Origin of the sequence: Marinobacter sp. S0848L, assembly GCF_023016065.1 — a bacterium.
In the GTDB taxonomy this organism is placed as follows: Bacteria; Pseudomonadota; Gammaproteobacteria; order Pseudomonadales; family Oleiphilaceae; genus Marinobacter.
This window is the reverse complement of the sequence record NZ_JALKAQ010000001.1, coordinates 25,157-43,508: the sequence shown is the minus strand read 5'-3', so window position 1 is coordinate 43,508 and position 18,352 is coordinate 25,157. Positions and strand designations below refer to the sequence as shown.

Annotated in this window: 13 protein-coding genes; 5 read left to right on the top strand and 8 right to left on the bottom strand. The window is 55.5% G+C overall.

The annotated features are described in order from the left end of the window. Nucleotides 1-117: 117 nt before the first annotated feature. Nucleotides 118-735, bottom strand: coding sequence for a trimeric intracellular cation channel family protein (locus MWU64_RS00155; protein WP_247059030.1), 618 nt, complete (start codon nt 733-735; stop codon nt 118-120). Between the two features lie 236 nt (nt 736-971). On the opposite strand from MWU64_RS00155, the gene MWU64_RS00150 reads away from it, so the two are divergent. Further along, entirely contained in the window at nt 972-1,952 is a 981-nt protein-coding gene (locus tag MWU64_RS00150) for an NADPH:quinone oxidoreductase family protein (protein WP_247059028.1), read from the top strand. Nucleotides 1,953-2,338: 386 nt separating this feature from the next. Here the strand turns inward: MWU64_RS00150 and MWU64_RS00145 are convergent, their stop codons facing one another. From MWU64_RS00145 to MWU64_RS00115, 7 genes are all read right to left on the bottom strand, one after another. Next, a complete protein-coding gene (locus MWU64_RS00145) occupies nt 2,339-4,168 on the bottom strand; it encodes a long-chain-acyl-CoA synthetase (RefSeq protein ID WP_247059027.1) in 1,830 nt (609 codons plus the stop codon). 59 nt (nt 4,169-4,227) lie between these two features. After that, nucleotides 4,228-6,177 carry an acetyl/propionyl/methylcrotonyl-CoA carboxylase subunit alpha gene (locus MWU64_RS00140; RefSeq protein WP_247059025.1) on the bottom strand — a complete coding sequence of 650 codons (1,950 nt, stop codon included), beginning with the start codon at nt 6,175-6,177 and terminating at the stop codon, nt 4,228-4,230. Nucleotides 6,178-6,391: 214 nt separating this feature from the next. After that, complete coding sequence (locus tag MWU64_RS00135; protein WP_247059023.1) at nt 6,392-7,210, bottom strand: enoyl-CoA hydratase-related protein; 819 nt, start codon at nt 7,208-7,210, stop codon at nt 6,392-6,394. 156 nt (nt 7,211-7,366) lie between these two features. Further along, nucleotides 7,367-8,527, bottom strand: coding sequence for an acyl-CoA dehydrogenase family protein (locus tag MWU64_RS00130; protein ID WP_247059021.1), 1,161 nt, complete (start codon nt 8,525-8,527; stop codon nt 7,367-7,369). Between the two features lie 49 nt (nt 8,528-8,576). Beyond that, entirely contained in the window at nt 8,577-10,193 is a 1,617-nt protein-coding gene (locus tag MWU64_RS00125; RefSeq protein WP_247059019.1) for an acyl-CoA carboxylase subunit beta, read from the bottom strand. Nucleotides 10,194-10,203: 10 nt separating this feature from the next. Next, the gene (locus MWU64_RS00120; protein WP_247059017.1) at nt 10,204-11,070 is read right to left on the bottom strand and encodes an SDR family oxidoreductase; all 867 of its coding nucleotides are present in this window, start codon (nt 11,068-11,070) and stop codon (nt 10,204-10,206) included. 173 nt (nt 11,071-11,243) lie between these two features. Further along, nucleotides 11,244-13,040 carry an acyclic terpene utilization AtuA family protein gene (locus MWU64_RS00115; RefSeq protein ID WP_247059015.1) on the bottom strand — a complete coding sequence of 599 codons (1,797 nt, stop codon included), beginning with the start codon at nt 13,038-13,040 and terminating at the stop codon, nt 11,244-11,246. A 106-nt stretch (nt 13,041-13,146) separates the two neighbouring features. On the opposite strand from MWU64_RS00115, the gene MWU64_RS00110 reads away from it, so the two are divergent. The 4 genes from MWU64_RS00110 to MWU64_RS00095 all read left to right on the top strand — a co-directional run bounded on the left by MWU64_RS00110 (nt 13,147) and on the right by MWU64_RS00095 (nt 18,304). Further along, complete coding sequence (locus tag MWU64_RS00110) at nt 13,147-13,815, top strand: TetR/AcrR family transcriptional regulator (protein WP_247059013.1); 669 nt, start codon at nt 13,147-13,149, stop codon at nt 13,813-13,815. Nucleotides 13,816-14,092: 277 nt separating this feature from the next. Beyond that, nucleotides 14,093-15,157, top strand: coding sequence for a hypothetical protein (locus tag MWU64_RS00105; protein WP_247059011.1), 1,065 nt, complete (start codon nt 14,093-14,095; stop codon nt 15,155-15,157). A gap of 66 nt (nt 15,158-15,223) precedes the next feature. Then, nucleotides 15,224-16,234 carry a putative solute-binding protein gene (locus MWU64_RS00100; RefSeq protein WP_247059008.1) on the top strand — a complete coding sequence of 337 codons (1,011 nt, stop codon included), beginning with the start codon at nt 15,224-15,226 and terminating at the stop codon, nt 16,232-16,234. Nucleotides 16,235-16,249: 15 nt separating this feature from the next. Next, nucleotides 16,250-18,304 (top strand): TRAP transporter large permease subunit, encoded by a 2,055-nt coding sequence (locus MWU64_RS00095; protein ID WP_247059006.1) that lies wholly within the window; start codon nt 16,250-16,252, stop codon nt 18,302-18,304. The last annotated feature ends 48 nt before the right edge of the window (nt 18,305-18,352 follow it).

Genomic DNA, 18,352 nt, shown 5'->3' with positions numbered 1-18,352 from the left:
GGGGTGCCTGGGGTTGAGGGTGTGAAAAATCTGATTAAATGCGGAAAAAAGCGATTAGTGTGAAAAAAAAGCAATGTTACCGGCTAGAAAGCCCGGCGCCAAGTGATGGTTTCGTGCTCAGTTATGAGCCTGATCACGTTGCAGGCGAATATCAAAGCGCACGGCGAGCATTCTCACCAAAACAATAAACAGCAAACCAATGGTCAACGCCGTGGTTTCGCTTTCGAGCAGCCATTGGCAAACGAAATACAGCCAGCAGCCTGCGAATGAGATGGAGGCGTAAATCTGGTCTTTTCGGAATATATAAGGCACTTCGTTACACAACGTATCGCGCAGAGCGCCCCCGAAAGTGCCGGTCATCACCCCGAGCATAGAGGCGATAAACCACGAATGCCCCAAATCCAATGCCAATTGAGCACCAAGAATAGAGAAAATGCCCAGCCCGATGGCGTCCGGGAAAACGATTCGAGATTCTTTCAGGCTGTGGGCGCGACTCCAGTAACTGAAAATAACGGCCATGCCCAAAATCAAAATGGGCTGTTCCTGATGCTTGATCCAATACAACGGATGGTTATCCATCATCAAATCCCGCAGCGTACCGCCGCCAAGCGCGGTGATGAAACCGATGGCAAACACCCCGACAGGGTCCATGTTTTTCGAGCGCGCAACGATCATCCCGGAAATGGCAAACGCCACGATGCCAATCATTTCAAGCGCGTAGATAATGTCGAACATGGTGAGCTCTGGGCTGAAACGGTCAGGGTTGGAAAAGTTCGGAACGAGCTGCGCGAAGAATAGCCGAAATAGCGTCAAAATTCATCCAGATTGACGACATTCGGCACCTAATACAGGGCCGAGCTATATTAGCTAGGTTTATTGGCTCGGATAAGCGAACTTGATTTGCTTCATGGGGCAACTCTGTTTAGCTTGAGTTTCATCAATAATAAGCCTCTTACGGCCTTGGAGAGATCATGAAAGCAATACTGTGCAAAGAATACGGCTCCGCTGAAAACCTGGTAATCGAAGACGTACCCAGCCCGGAGGTTAAGGGGCGAGGCGTGAAGGTTCGGGTTAAGGCTGCGGGATTGAACTTCCCGGATACGTTGATTATTGAAGGTAAGTATCAACTGCAACCGCCGATGCCGTTTTCACCCGGTGGCGAGCTTGCCGGTGAAGTTATCGAAGTTGGCGACAAAGTAACTCGTTTTAAAGCGGGTGATCGGGTAGCTGCGTTGACCGGCTGGGGCGCTTTTGCCGAAGAGGTCGTGGCACCGGAATCCAACTTGTTACCTTTGCCTGAAGGCATGCCGTACGAAAAGGCGGCAGGCTTCATGATGGTTTACGGCACCTCTTACTACGCTCTAAAGCAGCGCGCCAATATTCAGCCGGGTGAAACGTTGTTGGTGCTGGGTGCGAGCGGTGGTGTAGGGCTGGCAGCAATTGAGCTAGGCAAGGCAATGGGCGCGAAAGTGATTGCCGCTGCCAGCACGGCTGAGAAGCTGGCTGTAGCCAAAAACGCGGGCGCAGATGAGCTGATCAACTATTCCGAAGAGTCGGTAAAGGATGCGGTTAAAAAACTGACCAAGGGTAAAGGTGTCGATGTTGTTTACGACCCAGTTGGTGGTGATTTCACCGAGCAGGCCTTGCGTTCGATGGCCTGGAACGGTCGTCATTTGATCATCGGTTTCGCGGCGGGTGATATTCCGAAGGTTCCAGCGAATCTGGCGTTGCTGAAGGGCTGTTCGATCGTCGGCGTGTTCTGGGGCAGCTTTACCCAACGTGAGCCAGAGGTCAGCGCTCAGAACATGATGGAGCTTCTTAAGCTCTACGCCGAAGGCAAAATCGATCCTAAAGTCAGCGAAGTGTTCGAGTTTGAACAGTACGCTGAGGCATTGGGGGCGTTGTCGGGGCGGCGGGCTACCGGAAAGATTGTGCTTAACGTCGGTGCCTGATTTGGGTTTGGGCACCTAGCCGCTAAGTTCGGTGTTATGCACAAGTGGGTGGTCCCTCCCAAAAAACGCTACGAGCACATCCATGTGCGCTTCGCTCCGGCCATCCATGGCCTCCGAGATTTTTGGGAGGGACCACCCACTCGCGCAACCATATGCGGAGTGGTGTTCGCAAAGGTACAGCGAACGCCGGAGTTAGTTGTTTGGTTTAGACCTTGTGCGGAGTTAGAAGAGCTGGGTTGGCTTGGGCTTCCAAAAAATGTTGAGGGCCAAGGATGGCCCGAAAGAAGCGCACATGGATGTGCTCGTAGCGGTTTTTTGGAAGCCCAAGCCAACCCAGCCACCCCCAAAACCAACAGGCTGGGGCCGAAGAACGACCCCACCACCAATCAGAATCGAACGTCACCCGCCTCAATATCTGCAATCAGCTCTGGAGTGACCTTGGTATAGCCAGACGCTTTCGGAAGCCAAACGTAAACCTCGTCATCCGGGCGGTCCAGTGAATAACCCAGTTTCTGAATATCCACCTTGCGGTATTTGAAGGTACCGGTTTTCTCGATGGCTTGAGTGACCCGAATGAATACCGGAACCGCGTAAGCCGGCAGGTTTTCTTGCAGGTAAGCCAGCAGCTTGTCGGGATTAAAGTGATCACCGGCTTTTTGGGGAACCAACGTCACCATGCCTGCTTTGCCGTTGGTGTGGGGAATTTCCACGCCGTACACGATGGCCTCTTCGACCATGCCGGAGCCGTCGATGATGTTTTCAACTTCGTTGGTGGACACGTTTTCGCCTTTCCAGCGGAAGGTGTCGCCCATACGATCCACAAACTGCAGGTGTCGGAAGCCGATTTCCCGAAGAACATCGCCGGTGTTGAACCAGGAATCACCTTTCTTGAAACCATCCCGCAGGATCGACTTTTCGGTCGCTTCTTTTTGCGTGTAACCCTCAAATGCCCACTTCTTGGTGATCTCACCTAGCAGGAGGCCGGGCTCGCCTTTTTCGACTTCCTCGAACTTCCCTTTCTCATTGCGGATGGGGTCGCGGGTACCGTCGTGGAATTTGACCAACCGGTAAGGGGCGGTCGAAAACCCTACGGTGTTGTCCATGTTGAAGAAGTTCGAGAAGCCAATATTGCCTTCGGAAGAGGCATAAAGCTCGGCTACGGTTCCAATGCCGAAGCGCTCTTTGAATTCTTTCCAGATGGATGGGCGCAAACCATTGCCGATCATCTTGGTGAGCGGGTGATTTCGGTCTTGCGTGCTTGCGGGCTGATTCAGCAGGTAACGGCAAAGTTCGCCAACATAGCCGAAGGTGGTGGCATTGTACTTGCGCACGTCGTCCCAGAAGGCGCGGGCAGAGAATTTTCTGCGCAGTGCGATGGCGGAACCGCCGGCCAGCACGGAACCCCAGCAAACCAGCAACGCGGTGCCGTGGTAAAGCGGGAGTGTGCAGTAGAGTACGTCTTCCGGTTTCATGTTCAGCGACAACATGCCGAAGCCACCGTAGGCGCGCACGAACTTACGGTGTGAACCCGGCGCAGCTTTCGGTAGCCCGGTGGTGCCAGAGGTGTACAGGTATACCGCAGTGTCGCCCATCAATACGGGCTGGTTGAGTTCGGGCAGGGTGGATGGAAACTTGCTGACTTCAAGAGCTAGGTTGGTGTAACCCTCGGGCGCGTCGCCGAAGATGTTCTGGGTGTTGGTGTCTGCCAGATACAGCATCGGGTTGGCGTGATCGAGTTTGATGTCAGAGCGAACCCCTTCAGCTTGCTCGAGTAGCTCTTCACCGACCACGAACATTTTCGGTTCAATCAGGTTAATGCTGTGCGTCAGCACCTTGCCTTTCTGGGACGTGTTCAGCATGGCGCAGGCAACGCCGATTTTTGCTGCACCCGCCACGACCGCCAGCAGTTCCGGGCGGTTTTCCAGCAGCACGGCAATGGCATCGCCTTTTACCAGCCCCTGATTTTTAAGGTAGTGCGCAATGCGATTGCTCCAGGCATCAAACTCTTGCCAGGTCACCGTCAGATCGTCACAGAGGATTGCTGGCCGGTTCGGATATTTCCGAGCGTTCCGGGCAATCAGTTTGTTCAGGTTCAGGTCTTTTTCATTGTCTTTGGCGAGGTAATAGTAAAGCCCTCGTGCAATTGAAGGAAAACGGCCGAGCACCGGGGGGATGCTGCGCATCATGTCGCGGGTGGAGATTATGTCTTGACTCATTATTATTCCATTCCCTTCGTCACGAGAGCCTACGTTGTGCTCACGAATTATGTTGTGTGTTAAGCGTCTTCGGGCGCCAGTTCAACCAACAGTTGGCTGCGCTTTACCTGATCCCCGGTATTGGTGTGCAGGCCAGCCACGACACCGTCCCGGTCTGCTTTGACGGGGTGCTCCATTTTCATTGCTTCCAGCACCACCAGAGTCTGGCCTTGGGTAACGGTTTCACCTTCATTGACGAGTACGTCGATGATGGCACCGTCCATCGCGGCTTGTATGCGGCCACTGCCGGCTCCTTGGGCACCTGCTGCTGGTTGATGTGTGCGGTCAACAATAGCCCACGAGCGTCCGAAAGCTTGTAAATATAGGGAATCACCGGTCTGGTGATATTGGCACCGGTGACGAACGCCATTGTCGATAATGCACAGCAGCCCCGGCTGGTGGCTTTGGAGTTGCAGCTCATATTGCGCCTCTTCGTGGGAGACAATGAGCTTTTGACCGGATCGACGAACGAGCAGTTCGACGGTTTCGTCCTGTACTTCAAGGCTCATGGGCATCACGGTTGCAGGGGCGTTGCTCCAGCCATTTTGGCCGGAAGTGCCAAGGCTGAGTGCGCAGGCGCTGAGCGCCAGTTCGCGAATGCTGAGCGCTTGTGGCGCGAGTGACGGGTCGTCTTTGAACGACTGCTGGAGGAAGGCGGTTGTGGCTTCTCCGGCACCAAAGGTTTCATCGGCGATGATGCGGCTCAGGAAGTGGCGGTTAGTGGTGACACCGAATACGGTGGTGTCTTCCAGTGCACGAATCAACCTGCGACGCGCTTCGTCGCGGTTTTGGCCCCAGGCGATCACTTTTGCCAGCATGGGGTCGTAGTGAGGGCTGACCACATCACCGGAACGTACGCCGGTATCGAAACGCAGGCCTTCACCTTTGGCTGGCGAGAACTGGTGCAGGGTGCCGGTTTGCGGCGTGAAGTCGGTTGCGGGATCTTCCGCGTACAGCCGCACTTCGATGGCATGGCCGTTTAGCTGGATCTCTTCCTGTGCCAGCGGCAGAGTCTGGCCTTCGGCGACCATCAGCTGCCAGGCGACAAGGTCTTGGCCGGTGATCAGTTCGGTAACCGGGTGCTCTACCTGCAGACGGGTGTTCATTTCCAGGAAATAGAAGTTACGGTCTTTATCGACGAGGAATTCGACCGTGCCGGCGCCTTCGTAGCCGCAGGCCAAGGCTGCTTTCACCGCGGCTTCGCCCATGGCTTGGCGGAGTTCCGGGGTGACGAAAGGCGAGGGCGCTTCTTCGACGACTTTTTGGTGCCGGCGCTGCACGGAGCAGTCGCGTTCTCCGAGGTAGACGGCGTTACCGTGGTGGTCCGCGAAGACCTGGATTTCGACGTGGCGAGGTTCGATCACGGCTTTTTCGATGATCATTTCGTCGTCGCCGAAGGCTTGTTTGGCTTCGGAGCGCGCGCGTTTGATGCTGTCGGCCAGTTGGTTTTGGTCTTCGACCAGTCGCATACCGCGGCCACCGCCGCCGGCAGAGGCTTTGAGCATGAGGGGTACGCCGATGTCTTTGGCGGCTGCGATGAGTTCTTCATCGCTGGCGTTGTTACCTTCAAAGCCCGGGACGACGGGGACGCCGGCTTCTTGCATGGCGATTTTGGAGCGGCGCTTGCTGCCCATCAGTTCGATGGCGTTTTCCGGTGGGCCTACGAAGGTCAGGCCGGCTTGTTTGATGGCTTTGGCAAAGCCTGCGTTTTCGGACAGGAAGCCGTAGCCGGGGTGGATGCAGTCGGCGCCGGTTTTCTTGGCGGCATCGAGGATTGCTTCTGCGTTCAGGTAAGACGCGGAGACTTGTGCCGGGCCAATGCAGACGGCTTCGTCGGCTTGTTCTACGTGCAGGGCGTTGGCGTCGGCTTCGGAGTAGACGGCGACGGTCCGGTATCCGAGCGCTTTGGCGGTTTGAATAACTCTGCAGGCGATTTCGCCACGGTTTGCGATGAGTAGTTTTTTTAGCATGGCATTACCTACCTTGTTGCGATGTCAGCATCGTGCCTGTCCGCACCACTGGCGGGGAGTTCCTCCGGAAAACCGCTACGAGCACATCCATGTGCGCTTCTCTCCGGCCATCCATGGCCTCCGAAATTTTCCGGAGGAACTCCCCGCCAGCAGCGCTCCCGCTATCTATGTTGTTTATCCGCTCAATGGTGGTAGCGGAAATTAGTTTCTGTATTTACTGTGTGCTGGCCCACTTCGGCTCGCGCTTCTGCACGAACGCCATGGTTCCCTCTGCACCTTCCGGACCGCGCACGGCGGAGGAAAACATCTCTGCGGCATCGTCTAGCAAGTCGCTCATGTTTTCGTGGCCGACTCTGTGCAGGAGGGCTTTGGTTTGAGCGGTTGCGTTCGGGGCGCAGAGGCGGGCTCGCTCAAGTGCAGCGGCTAACAGCGTCTCGATTTGCTCTTCGTTTTCGGCAACCTCGTGCACGATGCCCAGGCGCTGTGCTTCTTGAGCACTCACGCGCAGGCCGAGCAGGGCCAATCGGCGGGCCTGTGTCAGGCCGGTTCGGGCAACCACAAAGGGTGCGATCTGGGCGGGGATGATGCCCAGTGTGGTTTCGGGCATGCCGAACTTTGCGGTTGGGCCCGCAATGGCGAGGTCAGAAACGCAGGCCAACCCGAAGCCGCCGCCCATGACAGCGCCTTCGGTGATGGCGATGACGATCTTGGAGGATTCGTTGACCTGTTGAATCATTTCGCCGAAGGCTCGGTTCAGTTTGAAGAACGGGTTGTCGCGGCCTTCGCCTTCCTGATTCTTAGCGCCGGCCATGTCTTTGATGTCGCCGCCGGCACAGAAGTGGCCACCGGCTCCACGGATGACAACGGCTCTGATGGTGTCGTTGTTTTCCACCTGGGTGAAAATGGCAGAGAGTTCTTCGACCATTTTCAAGCTCATGGCGTTCCGAACTTCAGGTCGGTTAATGGTGACCATTAACGCCGAGCCGCTTTGCTCTAGGGCAAGCGTTTCGCATGTTGGTAATAACTGTTCCATAAGGACTCCACGCATTTTGTCTGGGGGCAGCCGCGGGGTGGTGCTTTCCGGGACCGTTGAGGGCCAAGGACGGCCCGAAACGAGCCTACAGGGACGTACTTGTAGCGTGTCCCGGAAAGCACCGCCCCGTGGCTGGCCTTCCACCGGTAAGATGCCTTAGCCTTTTTGTTTGCCCGGCAAGATGCCCATGGTCTTGCAGATAATGCCGAGCATGATTTCGTCGGCTCCGCCGCCAATGGAAACCAGGCGTACGTCCCGGTAAGCGCGGGCGAGCGGGTTTTCCCACATGTAACCGTTACCACCCCAGTATTGCAGGCAGGTGTCTGTGACTTCACGGCCTAAGCGGCCGGCTTTGAGCTTGGCCATAGACGCCAGTTGGGTGACGTCTTTGCCGGCAATGTGCAGCTCACAGGCTTTGTAGGTGAGGGCGCGCAACGCCTCCACTTCGGTTTGCAGCTCTGCCAAACGGAAATGGATGTACTGATTGTTGATCAAGGGCTGCCCGAAGGTTTTGCGTTCCTGACAGTACTCGATGGTTTGCTCGATGCAGCTTTCCAGCGCTTTGATGACGTTTGCCGCGCCCCACATGCGTTCTTCCTGGAACTGGATCATCTGGCACATGAAGCCAGTGCCTTCCGCACCAATGCGATTGCGCTGCGGTACGCGCACGTCGTCGAAGAATACCTGTGCGGTTTCCGAGGAGCGCATGCCCAGCTTGTTCAGGTGCGGGCTGAGCGTGATGCCGGGGGAGTTCATGGGCACCACAATCAGGGTTTTGTTCTTGTGCGGCTTGTCGTCGCTGGTGTTGGCCAGCAAGCAGATAAAGTCAGCTTTCGGGGAGTTGGTGATCCACATCTTGGAGCCATTGATGATGTAGTCATCGCCGTCTTTCTTGGCTGTGGTTTTAAGGCCGGCAACATCAGACCCGGCGCCCACTTCACTGACACCGATAGAGCCGATCAGCTCACCCGTAATAGCCGGAGTCAAAAAGTTGCGCTTCAGTTCGTCGGAGCCAAAGCGGGCAATCGCCGGTGTACACATGTCGGTTTGCACGCCGATGGACAGAGGAACACCGCCGCACTTGGCCATGCCCAGCTCTTCCGCTGCAACCAGGTTGTAGCTGTAGTCCAAACCCATGCCGCCGTATTCTTCGGGCTTTTGAATGCCCAGCAGGCCCAGGTTGCCGAGTTTTTTGAACACATCGCGAATCGGGTATTCGCCGGCTTCTTCCCATTCATCAACGTATGGGTTGATTTCTTTTTCGACGAAATCTCTTACGGTTTTTCTAAGGGCATCGTGCTCTGATGTGAAATTCATGGGTACTCTCCTGCTCTAATTCACGGTTGTTCTGTTTGTGTTGTTCGAATTAAAAACGTGCCACGCCATAGACATTCGGTCGCAACGGACGCTGCTCGGCTTCGCGGCATACCGACAAAGCGGTTGCCAGCACCCGGCGAGTGTCCCGGGGGTCTATCAAACCGTCGTCCCACAAACGCGCCGTACCAAACAAAGCGGTTGAGCCGTCTTCGAGCTTTTTAGCGGTTGCCTGCTCCAGAAAGTCGAGGGTCTTTTCATCGGGCTCTTTGCCGCTTTTGCGCTGTTTCTCTTCAGCCACAATGCGCAGTACCTTGCCAGCTTGGGCAGGGCCCATAACGGCGGTTCGGCTGTTGGGCCAGGCGAAAATGAATCGTGGGTCCAGGCCTCGGCCGCACATGGCGTAGTTGCCGGCCCCGTAGGAACCGCCCACCACCACGGCAATCTTGGGTACACGACAGTTGGCGACGGCCTGCAGCATTTTCGAACCGTGTTTGATAATGCCGTTCTGCTCGGAGTGGGTGCCCACCATGAAGCCAGTGGTGTTATGCAGAAATACGATCGGCGTGCCGGCCTGATCACACAACTGGATAAATTGGGCTGCTTTCGTCGCTCCGGCAGTGGTAATCGGGCCGTTGTTACCGATGATGCCGACACTGTGGCCTTTAATACGGATGGTGCCGCACACAGTTTGGTTGTCGTATTCGTTCTTGAAGTCGAGGAAGCGAGAGCCATCGCTGATTCGGGCGATGATTTCGCGCACGTCATAAGGCTTCTTGGCATCGGCCGGAATCACGCCAATCAGTTCATCCGCCGGGTACAGCGGCTCGTCCCAGCTAACCTCCCGCTGTACAGGGAGCTGATCGTTCCAGGGTAGGGCGCCCATAATCTCCCGGGCCTGGCGAATACCGTCAGCATCGTCTTCAGCAAGATACTCAGCCGTTCCGGCAACCGTCGCGTGCATTTCCGCACCGCCGAGCTCCTCGTCGTTGGCGATTTCACCGGTGGCCGCTTTCAGCAGCGGAGGACCAGCAAGGAACATTTTTGCTTTATCACGCACGGTGATGACGTAATCCGACAGGCCGGGCTGATAGGCACCCCCCGCTGTGGCGTTACCGTGGACAACCGTAACCTGCGGAATACCCGCTGCTGACAACCGCGCCTGATTGGCAAAGCCCCGGGCGCCGGGCACGAAAATATCCGTGGCGTAATTCAGGTTGGCACCGCCAGATTCGGACAGTGACACGATGGGCAGTTTGTTTTCCTTGGCAATCTCATGCAGCCGAAGAGTTTTATCCAGACCGGCAGGCGTAATGGTGCCGCCCTTGATGGCGCTGTTGCTGGCGACCACCAAGCACCGGATACCCGCCACCCGGCCAATACCGGCAATAATGCCACCGCCGGCCATGGAACCGTCTTTGTCGTCGTGCATCTGATAGCCAGCCAGAGAACAAAGCTCTAAAAACTCACTGCCACGGTCCAGCAACCGGTTAATGCGGTCCCGGGGGAGAAGTTTGCCCCGCTTGGTGAGCTTTTCCCGAGCAGCTTCTGCCAGATCCAAAACCTTTTGCTCGACATCACGAAAGGTTTTGATATGGGCTTCCATGGCTTCCGCGTTCGCCTGAAACTCGCTGGACTGGGGGGTAATGGTTGACTCTAGTACCTGCATGTAATGATCCTCAGTCTTCCGACAATACTTTGGGGGTCGTCGCTCGGTGGAAGCCGTTGTACGGCTCATTATTCTTGGCGTTCGGCATGGGCCAAATGCGGCTGCCCTGAGAGCCCCCTCCGTCGATGCGCCAGCAGTCACCACTGATAAATGCCGCGCCTTCGCTCAGTAAGAAACAAATCACCGAACTGACCTCCGACTCCGTACCCATCCGTTTAATGGGAACCGCATCGGCCAGGCTGCGAATCCATGACTTCATGTGCGCGGGATAGTTATCCATGCCGCTGGAAGCAATCCAGCCCGGCGCAACCGCATTCACCCGGACGCCCGACGGAGCCCATTCCACGGCAGCGGTCTGTGTGAAATTCACCATCCCGGCTCGTGCAGCCCCTGAATGCCCCATGCCGGGCATTCCGCCCCACATATCAGCAACAATATTGACGATCGAGCCGCCGGTTTTGCTGAGCGCCTGAGTGTAGGCTTCGCGTGCCATCAGAAATCCGCCAGTCAGATTGGTACGCACCACCGTTTCCCAGCCCTTCTGATTAATTCCGGTCAGTGGCGAAGCAAACTGACCACCGGCGTTATTCACCAACCCGTCCAACCGGCCGTGTTCGGCAATAATGGCTTTAACCGTGGCCTGCACAGACTCTTCCTCGCGAATGTCGCAGGAGTGAGCGCTGGCCGTGCCACCATCCTCTTCGATCTCTGTTTTGACGGCATCGACCTTTTCCTGTTTGCGGCCAACCAGTGCAACCTGTGCGCCCAGGGCAGCCAGTTCGTGAGCGGTGCACCGACCTATACCGGAGCCGCCACCGGTGACGATGTAAACCCGGCCTTCAAATAGCCCGGGTCGTAAAACGGATTGGTAGCTCATAAGCAATTTCCTGTTTAAACCTGATGAATCCATATACAGCGTTTGGGCGCCTCGCCGGAGGAGGACTGTGCAAAAATGTGCGGAGCCATGGATGGCGGAGCCCAAGCGCCACATGGATGTGCCGAAGGAGCGTTTTTTGAACAGTCCTCCTCCGGCGGGGTGCTTGCACCGAATTAAGACTCAGAAAGTTGCGATGGCACCGGCACTGGAAACTCCAGAAGCTGCTGCGCAAACGCCTTACCTTGTGGGTCAATCCGCAAGCTGGCGATACCGCCACCACCCAGACTGTGCTCCAGCAAGAAGTTAAACGCATTCAGCCCCGGCAAAGCCCAACGAGTCACCTTGCCGGACTCCGGATTCAGCGTATGCGCCATCCACTCGGCAACTGCCTTCTCTGTAAGCGCGGCCTGAATGTACGGCACGAACTCCGCTTCCCGCGCAATCACACCAATATTGCTGTGATCGCCCTTGTCCCCGGAGCGCGCCCACGCCAACCGAACCAGAGGAACCGTCGTATCCGTTGTAACCTCAATATTGCCCTGCGGTTCGGGCGCCAGCTGAGCGGGATCAAAGCTGCCATCACAGGCAACGTCGACAGGCACAGCTTCGCCGCCGATATCCACCGACACAGCCACCTCGGATTTCGGAACCAAACACGAATAAAGACGAATCTTCGGGAACACGGAAGGGCGACCGCCGACAATGCCGGTCAGACCTGGCGCCATACCGGTTGCGGCTTGTGCAATCTCCCTCGAAAACAGCACCAAGGCTTCCTTTTTGGGATGGGCTGCAGAAATTTTGACGATTACTTCCCGTGTGTCGCTGCGACGGCCATGAGGGCCGTAAGTCGCTTCGGTACCCAGCAGCTCAATGCTGGTTTCGGAATAGCCTGGCAAGCCTTTGTCCGCAAACATCGCCGATGTTTTGGCCAGAATAGCGTCCGCAACCTTCTGGGCTTTGGCTGGCGCGTCGATACCCCCTAGCAGGAAAGACGCAGTACATTTGAAGCCATCGGGCCAGGTGCCAGACACCTTGTAGCTGTCGGTGGGCTCCAATCCTGTCGCACCGGACACGTGAACCCGGTTCGGCGCAATTTCATCCAGCTTAACTTGCGTAAAATCGCAGGTCACATCGGGCAGCAGATACGCTCTTGGATCACCGATCTCGTACACCAATTGCTCGCCAACCGTGCCACGGCTAACCAAACCACCGGTATTGTCGGGTTTGGTCATAACAAAATCGCCATCGGCGCTGACTTCTGCAATCGGGAAACCCATATTGGTAAACCCGTCTGCAACGGCTTCCCAATCGGTAAAGTTGCCACCAGTAGACTGAGCACCGCATTCCAGCAAATGCCCGGCAAGACTGCCTTGGGCCAGTTTGTCGTAATCGTCCCACTGCCAGCCAAATTCATGCACCAGCGGCGCCAGAACCAAAGCGCTGTCGGCAACGCGCCCGGTGAGAACAATGTCCGCGCCTTGGTCCAGTGCGGCGGCCAGGCCAGGCGCGCCGAGGTAGGCGTTCAGGCTGACCATCATGGCCGGGAACGGCTGGCCCGTTGTCATTTCGGTGATGCCATCATCCGCCAGCTTCTGCTTCTTGGTGATCAAGTCATCACCCAATACCAGAGCGATCTTTAGATCCACTCCGGCCTTCTCACAAAGTGCCTGGAGCGCATCACGGCAAGCGATGGGGTTAACGCCACCGGCGTTGGCCAGAACCCGGATTCCTTTTGCTTTGATGTCGACAAGCAGCGGGCCCATGACGGTTTGCACGAAATCCCGTGCATACCCTTGCGATGGGTCTTTCATCTTTTGGCCCGCCATGATCGACATGGTGACTTCGGCCAGATAGTCGGCGACCAGATAATCGATGTTGCCCTGATGGACCAGTTGGGCGGCCGCGGTTTCGGTGTCACCCCAGAATGCCGAAGAACAGCCGATTCGGATGGTTTTGTTGGCTTCTGACATGTTGATAGCCCCGTTTTCATTGGCGATTTATTGATGGTTCTTGATCGATTAATCTCGACATTACCAAGCAAGCGCTTGGTTTGTAAATAGGCGAGAGTCAGGTAAAATGGGTCAACCTTCTCTGCAGTTGGATATTCATGTGAAGCACAGCGATATTTTTCAGGCACTTATTAAAGATCAATTGGTTTCCGACCCTGCCAGTGCGCGTGGCCGGCTGCTGGCTGAGGCCGCTACTTTATTCCGAGACAAAGGTTATGAGCGCACCACCGTGAGGGATCTGGCGGCCGCCGTGGGCATTCAGTCGGGAAGCTTGTTTCACCATTTCCGAACGAAAGAAGAAATTTTGAAGGCCGTAATGGTTGAAACCATTCGCCTGAATACCGCGGTCATGCAGGCAGCGGTGGAGGGCGAGACCGAGTCGGAAGCGAAGCTGCGAGCGTTGATTCGTGCCGAGCTGGAATCGATCAACGGTAAAACCGGTGAGGCAATGGCGGTTCTGGTTTACGAATGGCGCAGCTTATCGGAGGTTTCTCAAACGGAAGTGCTGGCATTGCGGGATGTGTACGAAGAGTTATGGCTGACCGTGTTGAAACGGCTTAAAAACGAGGGGCAGTTGAATGCCGATGTGTTTATAGCCCGCCGGATGTTAACGGGTGCCTTGAGTTGGACGGTAACCTGGTACAAGCCCGAACGTGGTGGTTTGACCCTGGACGGCCTTACGGATCAGGTCATGGCGTTGCTGGGTTTTGGCGGTGCAGCAGGTGCCCCGGAGTAGAAAAACTGGCTAGGGCGGGGTCAGTTTTTCTCGATGGTTTCCATAGTAGAAAGGTCCAATTTTTAAGTTTCTATACGTAATTGGCCTGATCGGCATTATATTTCGGCAAACAAGCCATTTCTGTTTGAGCGCTTTCCCCGCATCCTTCGTTCTGTGAATGAAAGTCTCCGTGTTTTCGGTGATCTGGTTCACGGAATGTTGTGAGTTTGCGTGCTAACCCGTGCAGCAATGATCACGTCTAAAAAAACAAACATACAAAGTAAAGACAGGTCGCATTATGATCTCCTCTAAGCTCTCTCAGGCATGCCGTTTCTCGGCTCGTATGCCCAAAATGATTGCCGCAGGCTTGGTTCTGGTCCTTGCCGGTTGTACGGTCAACCCGATTTATCATACGACGGGTGTCGTACTTTCCAGTTACTCGGAATCCGAGGCTACCCCTTACGTTATGCAGATGACCGACACGCAGATGGCGTGTGCATTAGGCGAAGGGATCGACCCGTTGCTGTACTCTTTCTCCCGAGTTGTGGACGCGCCTGATACCACTGGTTCTTTGCTGATGCTGCTGGCTGGTAACTGCATGGAGTACAGAGCTTGGGATGCAGAGTTGGATTACCTAAGACACGATTACAGCGGCAACGTGCCAGCTGCTAAAGATGCCCGTGAAGTTTCAAAGCGTTTATACGCGCAAACAGCGACCCGCCGATACGAATCTTTCCGCCGCGCTATGGCCGCTTATGACTTTGATCCCGCGGCAGAGCCGATGGAGTGCCCGTTCCTGTTTACTGAACAGGATGAGATTACCTTCCTGGCCGGGTTGCTTACCGGTATGCAGGCTATCGTGAATGATGCCAACTCAGGCGCTATGGCCGGTGTTCCTCGCAATATCGCACCACAAGCTGAGCGTGCGGCACAGTGTGTTGATAACGAAAAGTGGGGCGGCTTGCCGAATGCAGTGCGGGCTTTGGTGTGGCTGCTGCTTCCGGATACGCGCCCGGCCCTGTCTCCAGACCCATGGGTAGTGCTTGAGAATAGTGCTGACTTGGGTGTGAAAGCCGGCTTTAGAACATCCCACGCGCTGCAAATTGTCGCTGCAGAAACATTCGGTCGCCCAGATGTTCTTGCTGATGCAATTGCAGACTTTGCTGCCGCTGAGGAAGGGTTCGAAGTTCTCGAGGATTATGTACTTCTCGATGAGGTTGCTCGCACGGTTGTCACTTTCTCATCAGACAAGCATTGGACCAAGAATTACGGCCATCGCACGCCGACCCGCTTTTTCGGGAAAATGAGCCCGGAGCGTGATACCAGCAACATTGAAACAATGAGTCTGGATGGGCTGCTTTAACCGGCAGCGCTATCACCCAGCTTTCCTTGCGTTAACAACCATAACAATGATGACCCGGAGGTTATTGTGATCCGTAAAACACTTGCAGCCCTTTCCATTGCAGCCATTGCGCCTATATCGTCCGCCCAAGCGGCTACTATGTGTGTCTTCGACGTAATTGGTGCGAATGGCGATGTCTATAACATGGTGAAAGATTTCACGCTTGAGCTGAAAACCCACGGCATCGACTTCGACCTAAAGCCTTACACGGATGAAGGCGTTGCCATTGGCGATTTCAACTCTGGTCAGTGTGACGCGGTCGCAGCTACCGATCTGAGAACTCGTCCCTTCAACCGCTTTACCGGAAGTATCAGTGCGGTCGGTGCATTGCCGACGTACAAGGATTTGGAAACCCTGCTGGCGACCCTCGCTCAGCCCAAAGCCGCCCCTCTTATGAAAGAAAATGGTTACGAGGTGCTGGGCATTGTTCCTGCTGGTGCCGGCTATCTGTTTGTTAACGACAGAGAGATCGATACGGCGGCTGAGCTGGCTGGTAAGCGTGTCGCGACTTTGGACTACCAGAAAGACGCTATTCACATGGTTAACTATGTGAAAGCCACCGTTGTTCCCTCAGACATCACGAATTTCGCGGGCAAGTTCAACAACGGTTCGGTAGATACTGCCTACGCTCCGGCGTTCGCCTATGAAGCCTTGGAGCTGTACAAAGGTATTGGCGACAAAGGCGGTATCGTAGACTACCCGCTTGCGCAGCTGACGGTTCAGATTATTGCCCGTGATGAAGTGCTGGAAGACAGTGTGGCGCAAAAGGCTCGTGAAGTGGCTTGGGGTATGTTCCCGCAGGCAATGAACATGATTGGCGGTCTTGAAAAAGCGATTCCTGAGGACAAGTGGATTCGTATCCCTGAGAAGGACATCGTTGGCTACCAGGAAATGTTCCGGGAAAACCGTCTGGAAATGCGCGATGGTGTTAACGGCGCGCCGGTTGTGTACAGCCCGAAAATGCTCAGCTTGATGAGCAAGATTCGGTGCTCCAGCAATCCGGGCGCGTCAGAGTGCACCGCCGATAATCGCGAATAAACGGGGATTCCGATCATGAACTGGCGTGCAATGACTGCGACAGGTGTAAGGACTCTGTATCCCGTGCACAGACTGCACGGGGTGATTCTCCTGCTGTTGCTCCTGGCGACTTTGTTGCTCGGGATGGGTAATTCGCTTCACTCCCGGCTGCTTTGGGTAGGCGAGCAAGTATGGCCGAATTACTATCTGCTCAATCCGGATGCGGTTGAGCCCAGTTGTAACCTGACGATGGATGTGGAGGCAGAAGTGGCGCGTCGGATTCAGGCCTATAAGCCTGATCCGGACGACCTCTTCAGTTCGCCGCCGAATGCACAAGCGATTCGCCAATCTCTGGAAAGTAATCTGGCATTGTGTGAGGAGCGTCATCAACAGTTTGCTGAGAATCAAAAACATGCCACCTGGGGTTTGAGTGTCTTTAAAGACATTGAGCAAGGGTTGGCTAATTTCCTCCTGGGCAATATCGACCTGACGAAGTTCTTGTTCATCGGCATGTTTGCGATGGCGGCGGCTATCTCTGCACTCGATGCCGATCATATTGCCTTAAGACTGCCTCGAAATCGTTCTGAGTGGCGCTTGAGCCAAGGCTCACAATTCATCGTGAACGGCTTGATGATGCTGTCTCTTAATGCCTATCTCGGGAATTTGGAGCGCACGCCTGACTCAGCGAGTGCCATGACGCTTCAGTATGCGTGGGTGATGGTGTTCGGTTTGTTTATGGTCATCAACGCGGTGCGCTTCGTTGCGATTCCTGAACGGATCAAGTCGGGGAGCCTGGATATGACTTCAGGTTTGGTGGTGCCGTTGTACTGCACCATGGGCCTGATTGCCATGAGCTATTTCTTTTTCGTGGATGGCTACTCTTCAGGCCTCGCGATCTATTTTGGCATGATGTCTAACCTGTCCTCGATGTTTATCAACATCGGCCTGTACGTGTTAGTCGGTATGATGCTGAAGCAGACCCGGGTGCCCGAGCTGTTGCTGGGTCTGATAAAGCCATTCAACTTGCCCGCACCTTTGCTGGCCTCGGTGATCATATTTGCCACCGCTTTCCCGACAGCATTCACCGGAGCTTCGGGCATTTTTATCCTTGCCGTTGGAGGGGTGGTTTATGACGAACTTCGCCGGGCCGGAGCGGGTCGTCAGTTGTCTCTGGCTACAACCGCGATGTCGGGCAGTTTGGGTGTGGTTCTGAACCCCTGCCTGTTGATTGTGGTGGTTGCCGCACTGAACAAGGAAGTGACCACGTCAGAAATGTATGGCTGGGGCTTCTGGGTGTTCATTATGTCGGCCACCTTGTTCTCATTCATCGTGTGCAAAACGGAAGGCAACTGGAAGCCGCGGCCGGCACGGGGTGCGTTGCGCGAATCTTTGCAGGCTACCAAACCGCTGATTCCTTATGTCGGTGTGGCTGCGGCGGTGATCTTGTCGATCTGGGGGCTACTGGGGCTTCAGTTCAACGAATACAGCGCGCCTCTGATCTTGCCTTTGGTGATGTTGGCGATCGTGATGCTGGATTCGGGTAAGACGCAAGATGATTCTCCTGTGCCTTCACGAGTTCAGGAGTTCTTCACCCGCAGCAGTTCTGCGGCCAGTGATTCCGCGGTTCACATTGGTGCACTGCTGGCTTTGATCGGCTTCTCTATCTGTTTAGGCGGGATTCTGGAGCGGTCGGATATCGTGCACTTCCTGTTCCCGGAAAGCCTGACCAGCCCTTGGTTGGCGATGTTGGTGATCGTGGTCATGCTGACCTTTATCGGCATGGTTATGGATCCGTTCGGAGCGGTCATACTGGTGTCGGCCACCATTGCTCAGCCGGCAATCCAAATCGGTATTGATCCGCTGCACTTCTGGATTGTGTGTCTGGTGGCCTTCGAGCTTGGTTACCTGAGCCCGCCGGTAGCGCTCAACCACCTGCTTACCCGACAAGTGGTCGGTGAGTCGGAAGTGTTGGCGGCGGAACGTACTGGCTCTTTCTGGCACCGGTACGAGCGACTGTTGCTGCCTTTGGCGGTCATGTTACCGACCCTGTTATTAGTAGCCTTTGTTCCGATGCTGTTTTACGCTTTATAAAAGCACCGGATTCGAAAACCCGCGAGAGTCCTGCTCCGCGGGTTTTTT